At 72.7% G+C, this 14,911-nt stretch carries 13 protein-coding genes; 8 read left to right on the top strand and 5 right to left on the bottom strand.

The window, feature by feature from the left end:
- Positions 1-38: 38 nt before the first annotated feature.
- Positions 39-269: a twin-arginine translocase TatA/TatE family subunit gene (locus tag ACIGO8_RS09795; RefSeq protein WP_399726558.1), complete on the bottom strand. Its 231-nt coding sequence runs from the start codon at positions 267-269 to the stop codon at positions 39-41.
- Between the two features lie 76 nt (positions 270-345).
- A complete protein-coding gene (locus ACIGO8_RS09790) occupies positions 346-921 on the bottom strand; it encodes a TerD family protein (RefSeq protein WP_399726555.1) in 576 nt (191 codons plus the stop codon).
- A 150-nt stretch (positions 922-1,071) separates the two neighbouring features.
- Between ACIGO8_RS09790 and ACIGO8_RS09785 the strand changes: the two genes are divergently transcribed.
- Both ACIGO8_RS09785 and ACIGO8_RS09780 read left to right on the top strand, forming a co-directional pair.
- The gene (locus ACIGO8_RS09785) at positions 1,072-1,488 is read left to right on the top strand and encodes a BlaI/MecI/CopY family transcriptional regulator (RefSeq protein WP_399726552.1); all 417 of its coding nucleotides are present in this window, start codon (positions 1,072-1,074) and stop codon (positions 1,486-1,488) included.
- Between the two features lie 5 nt (positions 1,489-1,493).
- Positions 1,494-2,426: a M56 family metallopeptidase gene (locus ACIGO8_RS09780; RefSeq protein WP_399726549.1), complete on the top strand. Its 933-nt coding sequence runs from the start codon at positions 1,494-1,496 to the stop codon at positions 2,424-2,426.
- Positions 2,427-2,446: 20 nt separating this feature from the next.
- On the opposite strand, the gene ACIGO8_RS09775 is transcribed toward ACIGO8_RS09780, so the two are convergent.
- Both ACIGO8_RS09775 and ACIGO8_RS09770 read right to left on the bottom strand, forming a co-directional pair.
- Positions 2,447-2,902 (bottom strand): tellurite resistance TerB family protein, encoded by a 456-nt coding sequence (locus ACIGO8_RS09775; protein ID WP_399726546.1) that lies wholly within the window; start codon positions 2,900-2,902, stop codon positions 2,447-2,449.
- 137 nt (positions 2,903-3,039) lie between these two features.
- Positions 3,040-3,936 (bottom strand): hypothetical protein, encoded by an 897-nt coding sequence (locus tag ACIGO8_RS09770; protein WP_399726544.1) that lies wholly within the window; start codon positions 3,934-3,936, stop codon positions 3,040-3,042.
- Positions 3,937-4,220: 284 nt separating this feature from the next.
- Between ACIGO8_RS09770 and ACIGO8_RS09765 the strand changes: the two genes are divergently transcribed.
- From ACIGO8_RS09765 to ACIGO8_RS09755, 3 genes are all read left to right on the top strand, one after another.
- Complete coding sequence (locus tag ACIGO8_RS09765; protein WP_399726542.1) at positions 4,221-5,195, top strand: DUF4331 family protein; 975 nt, start codon at positions 4,221-4,223, stop codon at positions 5,193-5,195.
- Between the two features lie 180 nt (positions 5,196-5,375).
- On the top strand, positions 5,376-6,641 hold the full coding sequence (locus ACIGO8_RS09760) for an NAD(P)/FAD-dependent oxidoreductase (RefSeq protein ID WP_399726539.1): 1,266 nt from the start codon (positions 5,376-5,378) through the stop codon (positions 6,639-6,641).
- Positions 6,642-6,724: 83 nt separating this feature from the next.
- A complete protein-coding gene (locus ACIGO8_RS09755) occupies positions 6,725-7,897 on the top strand; it encodes an esterase-like activity of phytase family protein (protein ID WP_399726536.1) in 1,173 nt (390 codons plus the stop codon).
- An 11-nt stretch (positions 7,898-7,908) separates the two neighbouring features.
- On the opposite strand, the gene ACIGO8_RS09750 is transcribed toward ACIGO8_RS09755, so the two are convergent.
- Complete coding sequence (locus ACIGO8_RS09750) at positions 7,909-9,378, bottom strand: NB-ARC domain-containing protein (RefSeq protein ID WP_399726533.1); 1,470 nt, start codon at positions 9,376-9,378, stop codon at positions 7,909-7,911.
- A gap of 322 nt (positions 9,379-9,700) precedes the next feature.
- Here ACIGO8_RS09750 and ACIGO8_RS09745 point away from each other — a divergent pair, with 322 nt between their 5' ends.
- From ACIGO8_RS09745 to ACIGO8_RS09735, 3 genes are read left to right on the top strand one after another with little or no spacing between them, the layout of a single operon-like run.
- Entirely contained in the window at positions 9,701-11,749 is a 2,049-nt protein-coding gene (locus tag ACIGO8_RS09745; RefSeq protein WP_399726531.1) for an FAD/NAD(P)-binding protein, read from the top strand.
- Positions 11,749-13,413 carry a histidine phosphatase family protein gene (locus ACIGO8_RS09740; RefSeq protein WP_399726528.1) on the top strand — a complete coding sequence of 555 codons (1,665 nt, stop codon included), beginning with the start codon at positions 11,749-11,751 and terminating at the stop codon, positions 13,411-13,413. The genes ACIGO8_RS09745 and ACIGO8_RS09740 overlap by 1 nt, the downstream gene beginning before the upstream one ends.
- A 17-nt stretch (positions 13,414-13,430) precedes the next feature.
- On the top strand, positions 13,431-14,786 hold the full coding sequence (locus tag ACIGO8_RS09735; RefSeq protein WP_399726525.1) for a cation:proton antiporter: 1,356 nt from the start codon (positions 13,431-13,433) through the stop codon (positions 14,784-14,786).
- The last annotated feature ends 125 nt before the right edge of the window (positions 14,787-14,911 follow it).

Genomic DNA, 14,911 nt, shown 5'->3' with positions numbered 1-14,911 from the left:
GAGGCGCGAACGAGGCGCGAACGAGGCGCGGCGGCGCGCTACCGTGCGGCGCCGTCCTCGTCCGGCGTGGTCCGCCTGGCGTCGGCGGTCTGCTTGACCTCGTACGTCGCCCGGGGCTCCGGCGCGTCGTCGGCCTTCATCGCCTTCGCCTCGCTCTTGAGGATGCGGGCCGACTTGCCCGCGCTGCGGGCCAGCTCGGGCAGCTTCTTGGCGCCGAGGACCAGGATGAGGACGATCAGGATGATCGCGATCTCGCTGATACCGAACACGGTCCGTTCTCCCTGCAACTGATGTCGGTGGCGACGGTGGTGGCGATGGTGAGGGTGGCGGTCGGGCGCGGTGGCGTCAGACGTTCACGCCGAAGTCGGCGGCGATGCCGGCCAGGCCCGAGGCGTACCCCTGGCCGACCGCCCGGAACTTCCACTCGCCGCCGTGCCGGTACAGCTCGCCGAAGATCATCGCGGTCTCGGTGGCGGCGTCCTCGGAGAGGTCGTAGCGGGCGAGCTCGACGTCGTTGGCCTGGTTCACCACGCGGATGAAGGCGTTGCGGACCTGGCCGAAGCTCTGGCCGCGGTTGTCGGCGTCGTGGATGGAGACCGGGAAGACGATGCGGGCGACCTCGGCCGGGACGGCGGCCAGGTTCACCTTGATGCTCTCGTCGTCGCCTTCGCCCTCGCCGGTGAGGTTGTCGCCGGTGTGCTCCACGGAGCCGTCGGGGCTCGTGAGGTTGTTGTAGAAGACGAAGTGCTGGTCGGAGAGCACCTTGCCGGTGTCGGACAGGAGCAGCGCGCTGGCATCGAGGTCGTAGTCGGCGCCGGTGGTGGTGCGGACGTCCCAGCCCAGGCCGACGAGGACCGCGGTCAGGCCCGGGGCCTCCTTGCTCAGCGAGACGTTGCCGCCCTTGGCCAGACTCACACCCATGCCGATTCCTCTCCTCGTCCGTACAGCTCGTCCGTACATCCCGTACGTACGGCCCGTCCGCACGGACGTCCGCGGGGACATCCGTACGAAGTTGACAATCTACAATGTTGTAGAAGTGGGCGGAAGGCCAGGTGAACGGGAGGGCACGGCGTGGTGGACCGGAACAGGCGCGAGGCGGAGCCCGCCTCCCGCAGGCGCGGGCAGGGCGAGCTGGAGGGCCAGGTGCTCGCCGTCCTGAAGGACGCGCCCGGGCCGGTGCCCGTGGCGTGGGTGCAGGAGCGGCTCGGCGGCGACCTCGCGTACACCACTGTCATCACCATCCTGACGAGGCTGTACGGGAAGGGCGCCGTCACCCGCGAGCGCGCCGGGCGGTCCTTCGTCTGGACCGCGGTCGCGGACGAGGCCGGGCTCGCCGCGCTGCGGATGCGCAAGGTCCTCGACGCCGAGGCCGACCGCGAGGCGGTGCTCGCCAGCTTCGTCACCGCGCTCCCGCCGAACGACGAGCGACTCCTGCGTGAACTCCTCACCGGCCTGGTGGAGGAGGCCCCGGAGGAGAGGGAAGACTGACCGTCATGGGGGTGTTCGTCTTCCTTCCGCTGGTTCTTCCGCTGACCGCGTGGCCGGTGGCGCGGCTCGCCGAGCAGCGTCTGCACCCGAGCACCGCGACCCGGCTGCTCACCGCCTTCGCCGGCGTCCTCGCCGTGTGCAGCACGCTCTGCCTCGGACTGCTGATGATCGTGGGCACCGCGCAGCTGCCCGGCAACCCGCTGCCCGACGGGTGGTCGGATCCCGAGGTGCGGGCGGCCCTCCCGTACGACGAGATCGCGGGCCGGGCGGCCATCCCGGCGCTGCTCGCGGTCCTCGTCTCGTGCGGCCGGGCCGCCTGGCGGCACGTCCAGGTGCGGCGCCGGGCGCTGGCCGCCCTCGCCGGCCTGCCGGTCACCTCGGTGGCGGTGCTGCCCGACCCCGAGCCGTACGCCTACGCCCTGCCCGGCCGCCGTGACCGGGTCGTGGCGAGCACCGGGATGCTCGCGGGTCTGACGTCCGCCGAACGCCGGGCCCTGTTCGCCCATGAGCGCGCCCATCTGAACGCCCGTCACCACCGGCATCTCCTGGTGGTGCACCTCGCCGCCCGCGCCAATCCGTTCCTGCGCCCGCTCACCACCGCCGTGACGTACACCGCGGAGCGGTGGGCGGACGAGGAGGCGGCGGCCGTGACCGGCAGCCGCCGCACGGTCGCCCGGGCGATCGGCAAGGCGGCGCTGATCTCCCGCGGAGGACCGGCCGCGGCCACCCTGCCGGCCCTGGCCGCGGCCGGGCCGGTGCCCCGCCGCGTGGCGGCGCTGCTGCGGCCGGCCCCGGCGGGACGCGCGTGGCCGTCGGCGTTCACGACGGTGGGGCTCGCGGTGTGGGGCGCCGCGGCGGGCGCGACCGTGTCGGCGCTGTCCTCCGCGAACTCCGCCGTCACGCTCTTCGCGATCCTGCGCGCGGCCACCCCGATGTAGCGCCGGGGCGCCGCGGTCGCCTACAGGTCGAACTCGTGCGGCGGCAGGTCGAGCGTGAAGCACGCCTCCCGCACGACCGCCTGCTCGGTCTTGTCGAAGTCGCCGTCCGCGCCGCCGATGACGATGCCGATCTGGACGACCGCCCGCGCCTCGGCCGGCTTCTTCTTGGCCTTGGCGACCTCCTGGAGCACGCTCACCTTGCCGAAGTCGAAGTCGGCGGCGAGCTTGTCGAGGTTGGCGTCGAAGCGGCGCTGGAGGTCGGTCGCGTCGAAGTTCTGCAGCACTTCGTTGGTGGCGATGAGCTGGGCGACCCGGCGCCGCTCGGACGGGTCGACGGTGCCGTCGGCAGCGGCGACGAGCGCGCACATCGCCATGCTCGCGTCGCGGAAGGCGCCGCTCTTGAGGTCGTTCTTCTTGGCGAGCAGCTGGGTCTGCATCGTCGATGCGGACTCCTTGATGCGGTCCCACAGGGCCATGTCGCGGTTCTCCCGAGGTCGGTGACGTCTGCTTACTTCTACGACCCTGTAGAACGTACCGACGCGGGCGAAGGTTCCCGCGCGGCGATGCGGGCGAACGTACCCGGGGCGCCGGCCACGCGACGCCCGGGCGCCGGTCAGGAGAGCGGCAGGCACACCACCAGCAGGCAGAGCTCGGACGGCGCGGTCGTGGTGCTGGTCGGCGTGGTGTCCGTCCGCGACGAGCCCGGGGCCGGAGCAGGGGCCGGCGCGGGAGCCGTGTCCTGCGGCGTCGCCGGACGGGAGGTGCCCGCCGTGCCCGTGGTGCCGGTCGTGCCGGGCGAGCCCGCCGTGCCCGAGGAGGCCGGCGAGGTGTTCGTCGTCCGCGTGGCCGGCGCCACCGTCCGGTGCTGCGATGTGACGGCGTACGACCGGGTGGCCGGCGCCGCGGCGTGGTGGGAGGCGGCCGTGGACTGCCGGTGCGACAGGTCGGCCGCGGGCTCGGCGCCGGGCGATGCGGTCTTCGGCGGGGCCGAGGAGTGCGCGGGCTCGGGCCGTACGGTCGGGCGGACGTCCTGCGACGCCGGGTCCTCCACGGCGCCCGGGCCCGGGTCCTCCGGCGCCGTGGCCGCCATCGCCCGGTCGCCGCCCTGCCGGTCCGTCGCGCTCATGGCCAGACCGCCGCCGACCAGTGCGACGGCGGTGGCGACCACGGCACGGCGCTGGTTCTTCTTCCACCGCGCACGCTGCCGGCGCCGCGCCGCCCGTCCGTCGGGGGCCGTCGGAGCACCCGCGACGTCCACGACGTCCACGACCTCCACGGACGAGTCGCCGTACGGGCCGTCCTCGAACCCGGCTCCGAACGCCGTCACGGTCGCGGCCGGGTCCGTGCCCGTACCCGTGGCCGTACCCGTAGCCGGGCCCGTGGTCGTACCGGTGGCCGGGACGATCCGCCCGTCGGCGGTGGTGGGAGCGATGTCCGGGGCGTAGGCGCCGCATCCGGGGCACACCAGGGCACCGTTGAGATGCCGGCGGCACGACGAGCAGTAGTCCATCTCCGGTCTTCCTGAGTTGACATGCCGTCGACCCGGTGGGGCCGCGGCTCGATCGCATCCGCGAACGATTCGAGCGACCTGCAACGCTAACGAAGGTTTCGAAAGGCTGTGCGTAGCCGGTGTGGCGCTCCTGTGGGGATTCGTGGAGAGCGCGCGAACAACGGCCGACGGCGGCTCACCGCCCCGCCCGGCAGGAAGACTCCGTCCCGCTCGGCGGGTGATTCTCGCCCGCCGTGCTGCGGTGTCGCCGTTCCCGGCCCGGCCGCCGGCCCGAGGCTGAGGCCATGTCACACCACCTCAGCGGACCCGACCTCCGCTCCCCGATGGGCGACGCCCGGCTGGACATGACCGACCTCTTCGCCTTCACGGGCGCCGGCGACCGCACGGTCCTCATCCTCGACGTGAACCCCGTCGCCCCGACCGGCGGCGACGCCTTCCACCCCGACGCCGTCTACCGCATCAACGTGGACACCGACGGCGACCACCAGGCCGACGTCGCCTTCAGCTTCGTCTTCTCCCAGCCCAGGGACGGCCGGCAGACCGTGAGCGTGTACCGGGCGGACGGCCCGGAGGCGCGCTCGCACGACGTGGGCGGGGAGCGGATCGTCAACGACGCGCCCGTTTCCTTCGCGAACGAACCCGAGGTCGTCACGGCCGGGCCGTACCGTCTGTCGGCCGGACTGCGCAGCGACCCGTTCTTCGTCGACCTGGAAGGGATCGTCAAGGACTTCCGGTGGACGGGCGTCGACTGGGGCGCGGACAAGAACGTCTTCGGGATCGTCCTCGACATGCCGTCCTCGGCGCTGGGCCCGGACGCGGACTCGGTCATCGGCGTGTGGGGCCGGGTCAGCCTGCGCCAGGACGGACAGCTCACGTCCGTGGACCGCGGCGCGCACCCGTCGCTGACGGCCTACTTCAACCAGGAGGACGCCAAGGACGCGTACAACGCGGGCGAACCGGCGCAGGACTGGGACACCTACCTGGAGCCCTGGACCGCTGTCCTCGCCCACACGGGCGGCTACGACGCCGAGGCCGCGAAGGAGGCCCTGCGCACCGTCCTGCCGGACATCCTGCGCTACGACCGCTCCCGGCCGGCCGCGTATCCCAACGGGCGCACGCTCACCGACGACGTCACCTCCGCCCGCCTGAACATGATCTCCGGCGGGAAGATCACCAGCGACCACATCGGCCCGCACACCGACCTGTTGGACGACTTCCCCTACCTCGGCCACCCGCACCCGGCTCCCGAGCCCGTCTAGGCGGTACGGCGCGGGCGCGCGGAGCGGCAGTCGTCCCGGCCACCCGCGGACGGCGGCCGCGCCCGCGGCCCGATCCGGTCACCCGCTCCCCGGCTCTTGACAACAGCCCGCCTCCTGACTGCAGTTGCTCTGCACCACTGCCACGAGCGGCAGCACACCTACCACGGGGGCGATCAGCGCATGACCAGGCCTGAGAGCACGGAGCACGACTACGACGTCGTCATCAGCGGAGCCAGCCTCGCCGGCTGCGCCGCGGCGATCCTGCTGGCGCGGCGCGGTGTCCGCGTCGCGCTGCTGGAACGCCGCTCGGACCCCGACGCGTACAAGGTGCTGTGCACCCACGCCCTCACCGCCAACGCCTACCCGGTGCTCGACGAACTCGGCCTCGTACCCGCCCTGGAGAAGGCCGGAGCCGTCCGCAACGAGGCCCGCTGGTACACCCGCTGGGGCTGGATCGAGCCGAGGGCCGCGCCCGGAGGACCCGAGCTGCCGTACGCGTACAACGTCCGGCGCAGCACCCTCGATCCGCTGATCAGGTCCCACGCGGCCGGCACGCCCGGCGTCGACCTGCTCCTCGGGCACCGGGTGACCGGGCTGGTCAGGCAGGCCGGGCGCACGGTCGGGGTGCGCGCGTCGACGCCCGAGGGCGAGCGGGAGATCCGGGCGCGCCTGGTGGTCGGCGCCGACGGCAAGGACTCGGCGGTCGCGACGTTCGCCGAGGTGCCCACCCGGCGGCACGAGAACACGCGCTTCGGCTATCTCGCGCACTTCCGCGGCCTGCCGCTGCACGGCGGGATCGGCCAGACCTGGTTCCTCGAGCCCGACATGGCGTACGCGTTCCCGAACGACGACGGGGTGACGGTCCTCGCGGTGCTCCCGGACAAGAAGCGGCTGCCGGCCTTCCGGGAGGACCTGGAGGGCAGCTTCCTCGACTTCGTCCGCGCCCTGCCCGAGGCGCCGCCCGTCGACTCCGCCGAGCGCGTCTCGAAGATCATCGGCACGGTCGACTACCCGCTCGTCAGCCGCGAGCCGACCGCACCGGGCCTCGCCCTCGTCGGCGACGCCGCGATGACCGGCGATCCCCTGTGGGGCGTGGGCTGCGGCTGGGCCCTGCAGTCCGCGCACTGGCTCGCCGAGGCGGTCGCCCCGGCCGCCGCGGGCCGGGGCGACCTCGATGCGGCACTGGCGGCCTACGCCCGCACCCACCGGCGCCGCCTGCGCGGCCACCAGATCCTGGCCGCCGACTTCGCCAAGGCCCGCCCCTTCAACCCCGGCGAGCGCCTGGTCTTCTCGGCGGCGGCGCGCGACGCGTCGATGGCGCGCCACATGTACCTGTTCGTCTCCCGCCTGATCGGCCCGCTGCGGTTCCTGAACCCCCTGGCCCTGGCCAAGGCCGCGGCCGTCAACCTCAGGCACGCCCGGACTCCCGCCCGCACCACGCCCTGAAGCGGGGGAGCGGCTTACCCACACGGGTGACTGCGCGGCGAATGTCCGCTGCGGCGCAGGTCCCTCAGGCCATGATCATCGGCATGAGTTCCTCCCTGATCCGCCGCGCCTGCGCCGTCGCCCTGCTCGTCACCTCCACGCTCGCACCCGCCGCGGTCTCCGCCGTCGCCGCGGCCCCGCCCGGCGCGCCCGGGCCGGAGCCGAGGCGTGCCGTTCAGGCCCGCCTGCTCGGCGAGAAGACCGTCCCGTACAAGCTCGCGTTCCAGGGGACGACCGTCGGCGGTCTGTCCGGCATCGACCGCGACCGGTGCACCGGCGAGTACGTCCTCATCAGCGACGACCGCTCCTTCCTCCAGCCCGCGCGCTTCTACACCGCGCGGCTCGACGTCGACGCCGGCGGTGTGCACGCCGTGGACTTCACCGGCACCCGGCCGCTGCTCCAGCCGGACGGCTCGGTCTATCCGTCGCCCGCCCTCGGCGACGGCAAGGCGATCGACCCGGAGGAGATCCGCGTGGATCCGCTCAGGTGCCGTTACTGGTGGGGCCAGGAGGGCGACCGGCCCGCCGTCGCCGGTGCGCCGGTCATCCAGCCGTCCGTGGAGATCGCGGACCCCGACGGCGCGCACCGCGGCCGGTTCCGCCTCCCGGAGAACTACGCGATCACGCCCGACCGTGGTCCGCGCCGCAACCAGGCCGTCGAGGCGCTCACCTTCGGCGCCCGCGGCACCGTGGTGACCAGCGCGGTCGAGGGGCCGCTGGTCCAGGACGGCCCGGTGCCGGACGTGCACCAGGGCGCGCTCGTGCGGGTCACGCGGCAGACCCGCGACGGGCGGGTGCTCGGCCAGTTCGCGTACCCGATCGAGAAGATCTTCGCCGAGTCCGACCCGAGCAGCCCGTGGGGCCCCGACACCGGCGTGCCGTCGATCCTCGCCTTCCCGGACGACCCCGAGCGCTACCTCGTGCTCGAGCGCACCTGGGTCGCCGGCTCCGGCTACAAGATCCGGCTCTACGACACCACCACGCGCGGCGCCACCGACGTACGGGCCGTGGACTCCCTCGCCGACCGGCCCGTGGTGCCGATGCGGAAGCGGCTCGTCGCGGACTTCCACACCCTCGGCCTGTCCACCGTCGACAACACCGAGGGCATGACCTGGGGCCCGGTCCTGCCCTCCGGCGAGCGCTCGCTGATCCTGGTCAGCGACGACAACTTCGACCAGGAGGCGGTCACCCAGTTCGTCGCGCTCGCCCTGCGCTGAGACCGGCGGCTCTATGCCGCGGCGGAGCCGGCCGTCTCCCGGGTGAGCGGGCGGGTGATCTCCTCCCAGGCGTCCGCGTGCGGGAAGCGCGTGCGCGCGGTGGCTCCGCCGGGCCTGCCGGGCCTGTTCCGGCCGGGGCCGTCGTCACGTGTCCGGTAGTGCGCGAGGACCCGGCCGAGGGCCTGGCGGATGCGGCTCGCCGGCTCGTCGATCGAGAGGCGTTCCTCGGCGTAGGCGTGGACGAGGTCCGGGAGGCGGTAGCGGTCCGGTGCCACCTCCTGGACGAGGTGGGCCGCGACGAGGGCGCGCAGGTGGGTGCGGACGCGGTCGGCGGACTCGTCGGCCAGCGCGGCGATCGCGCGCGTGTCCAGGTCGTCGAGGGGCGGGAGGGCGAGCAGCCGCAGCAGTCGCCGCGCCCCGGCGGGCAGTGAGGTGTCGGAGGCCGCCAGGGACGCGCGCACACCGCCCTCCATGGCGAGGACGGTGAGGGATTCGCGGTAGTAGTCGGCGAGGTCCCAGTTGGGGTGGTCGCGCAGGTGGCGGCCGATGATGGTCAGCGCCTGCGGGTGGTGGCCGAGGAGTCCGGCGATCCGGCGGGCCGCCGAGGCGTCGGGCGCGAAGCGTTCCCGGCCGGCCGTACGGTGGAGCAGCTCGACGGCTCCGTCCGTGTCCAGGGAGCTGACGGGCAGTCGTCTGGCCTCCTTGAGGCAGGGCAGGGCGGAGCGGCTGGTGATCACCGCGCGGCAGGTGGGCGCCTCGGGTAACAGCGGAAGGGCCTGTTCCTCGTCGGCGGCGTCGTCGAGCACGACCAGGGTCGAGGTGCCGGCGAGGGTCTGGCGATAGAGCTGGACCCGGGCGTCGAGGCTGTGCGGAATGCGCTCGCCCGCCACGCCGAGGAGCCGCAGGAAGCATTCCAGGACCGCGGAGGGATCCACCGGTGGTTCGCCGGCGCCGGCGCCCCGCAGATGGGCGAAGAGGACCGGGCGTTCGGACCGGCCCTTGGTCCGCAGCCGGTGGGCGACGGCGACGGCGAGGGCGGTCTTGCCCGTACCGGCCATTCCCTCGAACGCGACCACGGGGCTGACGCCTTCGGCGCCCTGCGCGCGGAGCCATGCCTGCGCCAGCTCCTGGAGGTCGTCCCGGCCGACGAGCGGCGAGGGAGCGGGCGGCAGCCGGTCGTACGCCGTGACGCGGCCGGACGCCTCGACCTCGCCGAGAACGGTACGCAGGGCCTGCCGCCACACGGAGAGCGCCGCGGTGTCGCCGTCGACCAGCGCGTGGACGACGGCGAGCAGCAGGTCGGTGTTCGGGCGGCGGCGGCCCACCTGGAAGCAGTTCCCGACCGTGGACCTCGCGGGCCATTCGCTCCGAGGGCGTCCGGCGCGCCGCCAGGTGGTGTGGACCCGGCGGGTGATCTCGGTGATCGAGGGATGACCGGCCCAGGCCTTCAACATGCGGAGCTGCCCGATGAATTCGTCCATCGTGCGAGCCCGGCCCGGATCGAGTAGCTGCGGCACGAACATCCTCCCCCAAGGACGACTGGTCTGGACAACGCTAACTCGGAACGATCGTTTCAAGTTAGTCCCTCGGTACTCCCCGCTGTCAAGCGCATTCCAAGCGTCGAGAGGAGTGACGCAGTCGCGTCCAGGATCGTCCACGAACGCGCCGCGGCGGACCGGCCGCTCTCGATGCTGATGCCGCTCCGGTGGGCCGGCGGCCCGCACGCCTGACCGCGCCCCGGCCCCGGCCCGCCCGCCGAGCGCCCACCTTGCTCTGACGAACCGAAGGAGAAGGACCGTGGACATGCAGGAAGCAGCGCAGGGCCTCACGCAGGGCGTCCCGCACGGCGCCGTGCGCCAGGCCGTGCGGGACACCGCCCCGGCCCACGCCATGAAGGAGTCCCCCGGGAACCGCGCCGGATCCTTCCGGCGCGTCACGATCGTCGGCGCCGGCTTCTCCGGCACCCTCACCGCCATCCGGCTGCTCCAATTCGCCACGACGCCCTTGGAGATATGTCTGATGGAGCGGGAGGAGGGATACCGCTACGGCGGCCTCGCCTTCGGCGAGGCGTCCACGCACTGGGAGCACATGCTCAACATCCAGGCGGGGCGCGTCACGCTGCGCCGCGAACGCCCGGAGGACTTCCTGGAGTGGGCGAACGAGGAGGCCGACCGCACCGACTGGCCGGCCCGGTGGCGCTACCACTCCTTCGGTGTCGCCTGCGTCGTGCCCCGCCTCGTCTTCCGCCAGTACCTCGCCGAGCGGCTGCGCCGGGTCGCCGCCGACGCGCACCCCGACGTGACGCTGCGCGAACTGACCGGCGAGACCATCGACGTACGCCCGCACGGCGACGGTCACGTCGTCAAGTACGCCGTTCCCGGCCCGGACGGAGGCGTCCACGAGCTGCGCTCCGACCAGGTGGTCCTCGCCACCGGCCACCTCGCTCCCGCGCAGGCGCCGTTCTACCACCGCGTCCGTACCTCCGACCGCTTCATCGGCGACCCGTACGCGCCCGGGGCGCACGAACGCTTCCGCGCGGTCGGCCCCGACGAGACCGTCCTCGTGACCGGATCCGCGCTGTCCGCCTTCGACACCGTCGTCTCCCTCGTCCATGCCGGCCACAAGGGCCGGATCCTCATCTGCTCCCGCGGCGGACACCTGCACGGCACCTATCCGACGGATCACGAGCACGACATCTGGCAGGCGCGCAGGCCGCCCTTCCTGGACGCCGAGACGCTCACCGCGGACACCGTCGTCGAGGGAGTCAAGGCGGAGTACGCCCACCTGCTCGCCGAGCACGGCGCGGACACGCCCGACGCCATCTTCGCCGAACGCGTCATGAAGGCGTGGGAACCGTACGTCGTCGAGGCCGTCTCCCGGATGGATCCCGGCGACGTCCGGATGCTGCTCGACCGCTACAAGAGCCTCATCGTCACCCACCGCACCAGCACCGTGCGGGAGATCGGCGGCGTGGTCCGCGACCGGATGCGGGGCTACAACGGAGCCCCGAGGACCGTCGAGGTGATCGCCGCCACCGTCCAGGACATGCGGCCGGCCGAGGACGGCACGAAGATCCGCGTCGTCTTCGCCGACCGCGAGGACGTCGTCGTCGACCGCGTCGTCAACTGCCTCGGCAACAGCACCGACTACGAGCGCACCGGCCACCCGCTGTGGCACGGTCTCGTCCACGGGCTGGGCGCCGCGCGGCCGCAGACCAGGACCCACCGCGGCATCGAGGTCGGTCCGCACGGACAGCTCGTGGCCGCCGACGGCGAGACGGCGAGGAACCTGTTCGCCGTCGGGCCGATGCGCCAGGGCGACGAGACCACCCGCCGGGGCCGGCTCGGCGCGTTCGTGTTCAGCATCGGGACCCTGCGCAACCAGTGCTTCGACACCGCCATGGAGGTGCTGCGCCAGGCCGGCCGCGAGAGCAGCGGGGAAGCGATGAACGTTCCGGACGGGATCCACCACTGCCTGGCCCGCAGCAGCGACTGGATCGTCGCCGACCTCGGTCTCGACGCCGGCGAGCCGGACACCTCCCGCCTGCGCGAGCGTCTGCTGGCCTACGCCAGGGACACGGCCTACCCGAACACCATGACGTACCTGCGGGCCGAGGACCGGCCCGAGCGCGACAAGTACCGCACCCTCCTCACCGACGACACGGCCGACTTCGGCGCTGCCCTCGCCCGGGAGTTCGGACTCACCGCCGAGCAGGCCCGGCGGACGGTGGCCATGCTGACCACGCTGGTGGAGAAGCACGCCGTGCACAACCTCTGCGACATCACCCGGCTCGCGCCCTGGGACTCCGACTACGCCGGCCAGGTCAAGCACGCGCCCAGGAAGGGCCACTGATGAGGAGCGGCATACCCGAGCAGGAGGACCGGCGCGCACTCCTCGGCAGACTCTTCATGGTGCGGCACGGTGAGTCCACGTGTAACTCCGTGCACCGCATCGCCGGCCAGCGCGACGCCCCGCTGACCCTCCTCGGCCGCATCCAGGCCGAGAAGGTCGCGGCGCGCCACCGCGGCCAGGAGTTCGACCGCGTCTTCGTCTCCCCGCTCAGCCGGGCTCACGACACCGCCGGCATCATCCTGGGCGACCGCGGCGAGGCGGGGCCGCGGGTCGTGGTCGACGACCGGCTCATGGAACGCGACTTCGGCAGCTACACGCTGGAGAGCAAGTCCGTCCTCCAGCGCCGCCACGGCATCGCCGAGTACGAGCGCGCCATGAACGCCGACAGCCCCACGATGCGGGGCGGCGAGACCGCGGCCAGGTTCACGGAACGGGTCCGCGCCTTCTACGAGCAGGAACTGCTCCCGGCCCTGCGCCGGGGCGAGACGGTCTGCGTCGTCTCCCACAAGTACGTGGTCGAGCTGATCTGCCGCTTCATCCTCGACCGGCCCTCCGACGAGTCGTACGACCTGCGGCTGCCGAACTCCGAGATGCTGCGGGGCGACCGCATCGCTTCGTACGTCAAGAACGAGAACGAGACCATGAACATGGTCTACGACTGGATCGTCGTCCACCATCCGACGGTCTTCTGCGCCGGCCTCGCCGCCGGCCTCCTCGGGAACCTCGCGGGCCTGCGCCTCACCACCTCGCCGTACCTCCTGCTGCTGCTCCTGGTGCTGGCGAGCGTGATCACCATGTGCCGCATCGAGCTCGAGAACGCGCGGGCGTTCGTCACCGACCGGGGCATCCTGCGGTCCGTCGCCCTGCGCTACCTCGCGCTGCCCCTGGCCCTGGCCCTGGCACTGCGCTGGTGGGACGTCGGTGACACCGGCACGGTCGCCTTCGCCGCGATCTTCCTGGCCACGCCGAGTTCGGTCGTGGCGATGACCGTCAGCCGCTGCCTGGGCGGGATGATCATGCCGACCTTCGCCCAGGTGCTGCTGTCGTCGCTGGCCGCCGCGGTCTCCTTCTCCGCGGTCCTCGCCGTCACCCTCCACGAGGACGTGGCGCCGGCCGTCGCGATCAGCGCGGCCACCTCCTCCGGTGTGGTCGCGGCGGCCTACCTCCTGGTCCGGCAGCTCCGGCGGCGCTCGCCGATCCGCACCGCCAAGTACGGCGAGCGCAACGGCTACGTCGCCGTCCTGCTGCTCACCGCGTTCCTCGTCCTGGTCACGCTCGAGCTCGACCTGGCCGACGCCGCCGCGTACGCGCCCACCGCGCTCGGCATCGCCGTCGGACTGCGGCTCGTCGCCGCGCTGTTCAAGCGCCGCGGCCACGTCCAGACCCTCGACGACTACACCGCCATGACCTACCCCAACATCTTCGTGGTCGTCGTCATCGCCGCCCTCACCGGCAACGGGCCGCTGGAGCAGGTCGCGATCTGGACCCTGCTGCCCATGTTCGTCCTGTCGTTCTTCGACAGCTGGTACGCCCGGCGCCTCGTCGTCGCACCCGACGACGCCCGCTGGCCCTCGGTCCTCGCCCTGGACAGCCGCCGCCGGCGGCCCGGGCGCGCGGCCGGACCGGATCTCGGTTCCGCCCCCACCGTCCCCGCACGATCCTGACGACCACGGGAGTCGCTGTGCACCACACCCTCCACCAACTGGCCGCCGGCACCACCGACAAGAACCTCGAGCTCGTCCTGAAGGTGCTCCCGGCGATCGTCGTCATCCTCGCCGTCTCCGCCCTGTGCGGACGGCTGGCGATCCTCGTGAAGCAGCCGCGGGTCCTGGGCGAGATGGTCGCCGGCGTCCTGCTCGGCCCGACCCTGTTCGGCGCCCTCTTCCCCGAGGCCCAGAAGGCGGTCTTCGCGCCCGAGGTGAAGCCGATCCTCTACGTCCTGAGCACCATCGGCCTGACCGTCTTCATGTTCCTCGTCGGCGCCGGGCTCGACCACCGGTCCGACGGCGGCACGAACGACACCCGCAACGCCGCGGTCCTCGCCGTCTCCGGCATCCTGCCCTCGCTGCTCCTCGGCGCCGGCGCGGGCTATCTCCTCTACGACCGGCTCTCCAAGCCCGACGTCACGCCCTTCGAGTTCGCCCTCTTCACCGGCGGCGCGCTGTCCATCACCGCCTTCCCGATGCTCGCCCGCATCCTCTACGAGCGGCGCCTGGAGAACACCCGCCTCGGCCGCATGACGCTCCTCGGCGCCTCCATCGACGACGCCGCCGCCTGGTGCTTCCTGGCCGTTCTCTCCGCCATGCACACCGGCTCCGGCGTCATGCAGGTGTTCAAGACGATCGGGCTCACCGCGGTGTTCGCCGCCGTGATGCTCTTCGGCGTCAAGAAGCTGCTGCGCCCGCTGGGCGACCGGGTCCAGCGCACCGGGTCCTTCGGCTTCGAGGAGATGTACGTCGTGGTCGGCATCGTGCTCCTCGCCGGCCTGTTCACCGACTACATCGGCATCTACTCGGTGTTCGGAGGCTTCATCGCCGGACTCGCCATGCCCGAGAACCCGGCGTTCCGGGCGGCCCTGCACGGCCGGATGATGGACCTCGTCTGTGTCCTGCTGCTGCCCATCTTCTTCGCCTTCTCGGGGCTCAACACCGAGCTGGGCGGCCTCGCCGGCTGGGGGATGATCCTTCCCTTCCTGGTGATCCTCGTGGCCGGCTTCGTCGGCAAGTACCTGGGCTGCGCGGCGGCGATGCGCACCGTCGGCTTCTCCTGGCGCGAGTCGTGGGCCGTCGGCGGCCTGATGAACGCCCGCGGGCTGATGATCCTCATCTTCATCAACATCGGCCTCGCGCAGGGCATGATCACGCCCGAGGTCTTCTCGATGCTCGTCCTGGTCGCCGTCCTCACCACGGCCGCCGCGGTGCCGCTCTACCGGTGGGCGATCCCCGACCGCATGGAGCAGCAGATGCTGGACGTCCCTCCGGTGGCGGCGACGGCCCCGGCGCAGCAGGCCGCGGAGCGCGAGCCCGTCCGCGCCTGACTCCCGCGTCCCCTCCCTCTCCCCGCCCTGCCGGGTGGACACGCCGCGCGTGTCCACCCGGCAGGGATCCGTACCTCACAGCGTTCCTGGAGCCGCCCCATGGCCGAGACCACCGTATCCCGCAG

Source organism: Streptomyces sp. NPDC053493 (assembly GCF_044544825.1).
Taxonomy (GTDB): Bacteria; Actinomycetota; Actinomycetes; order Streptomycetales; family Streptomycetaceae; genus Streptomyces.
This window is presented reverse-complemented; position numbering and strand designations above follow the sequence as displayed.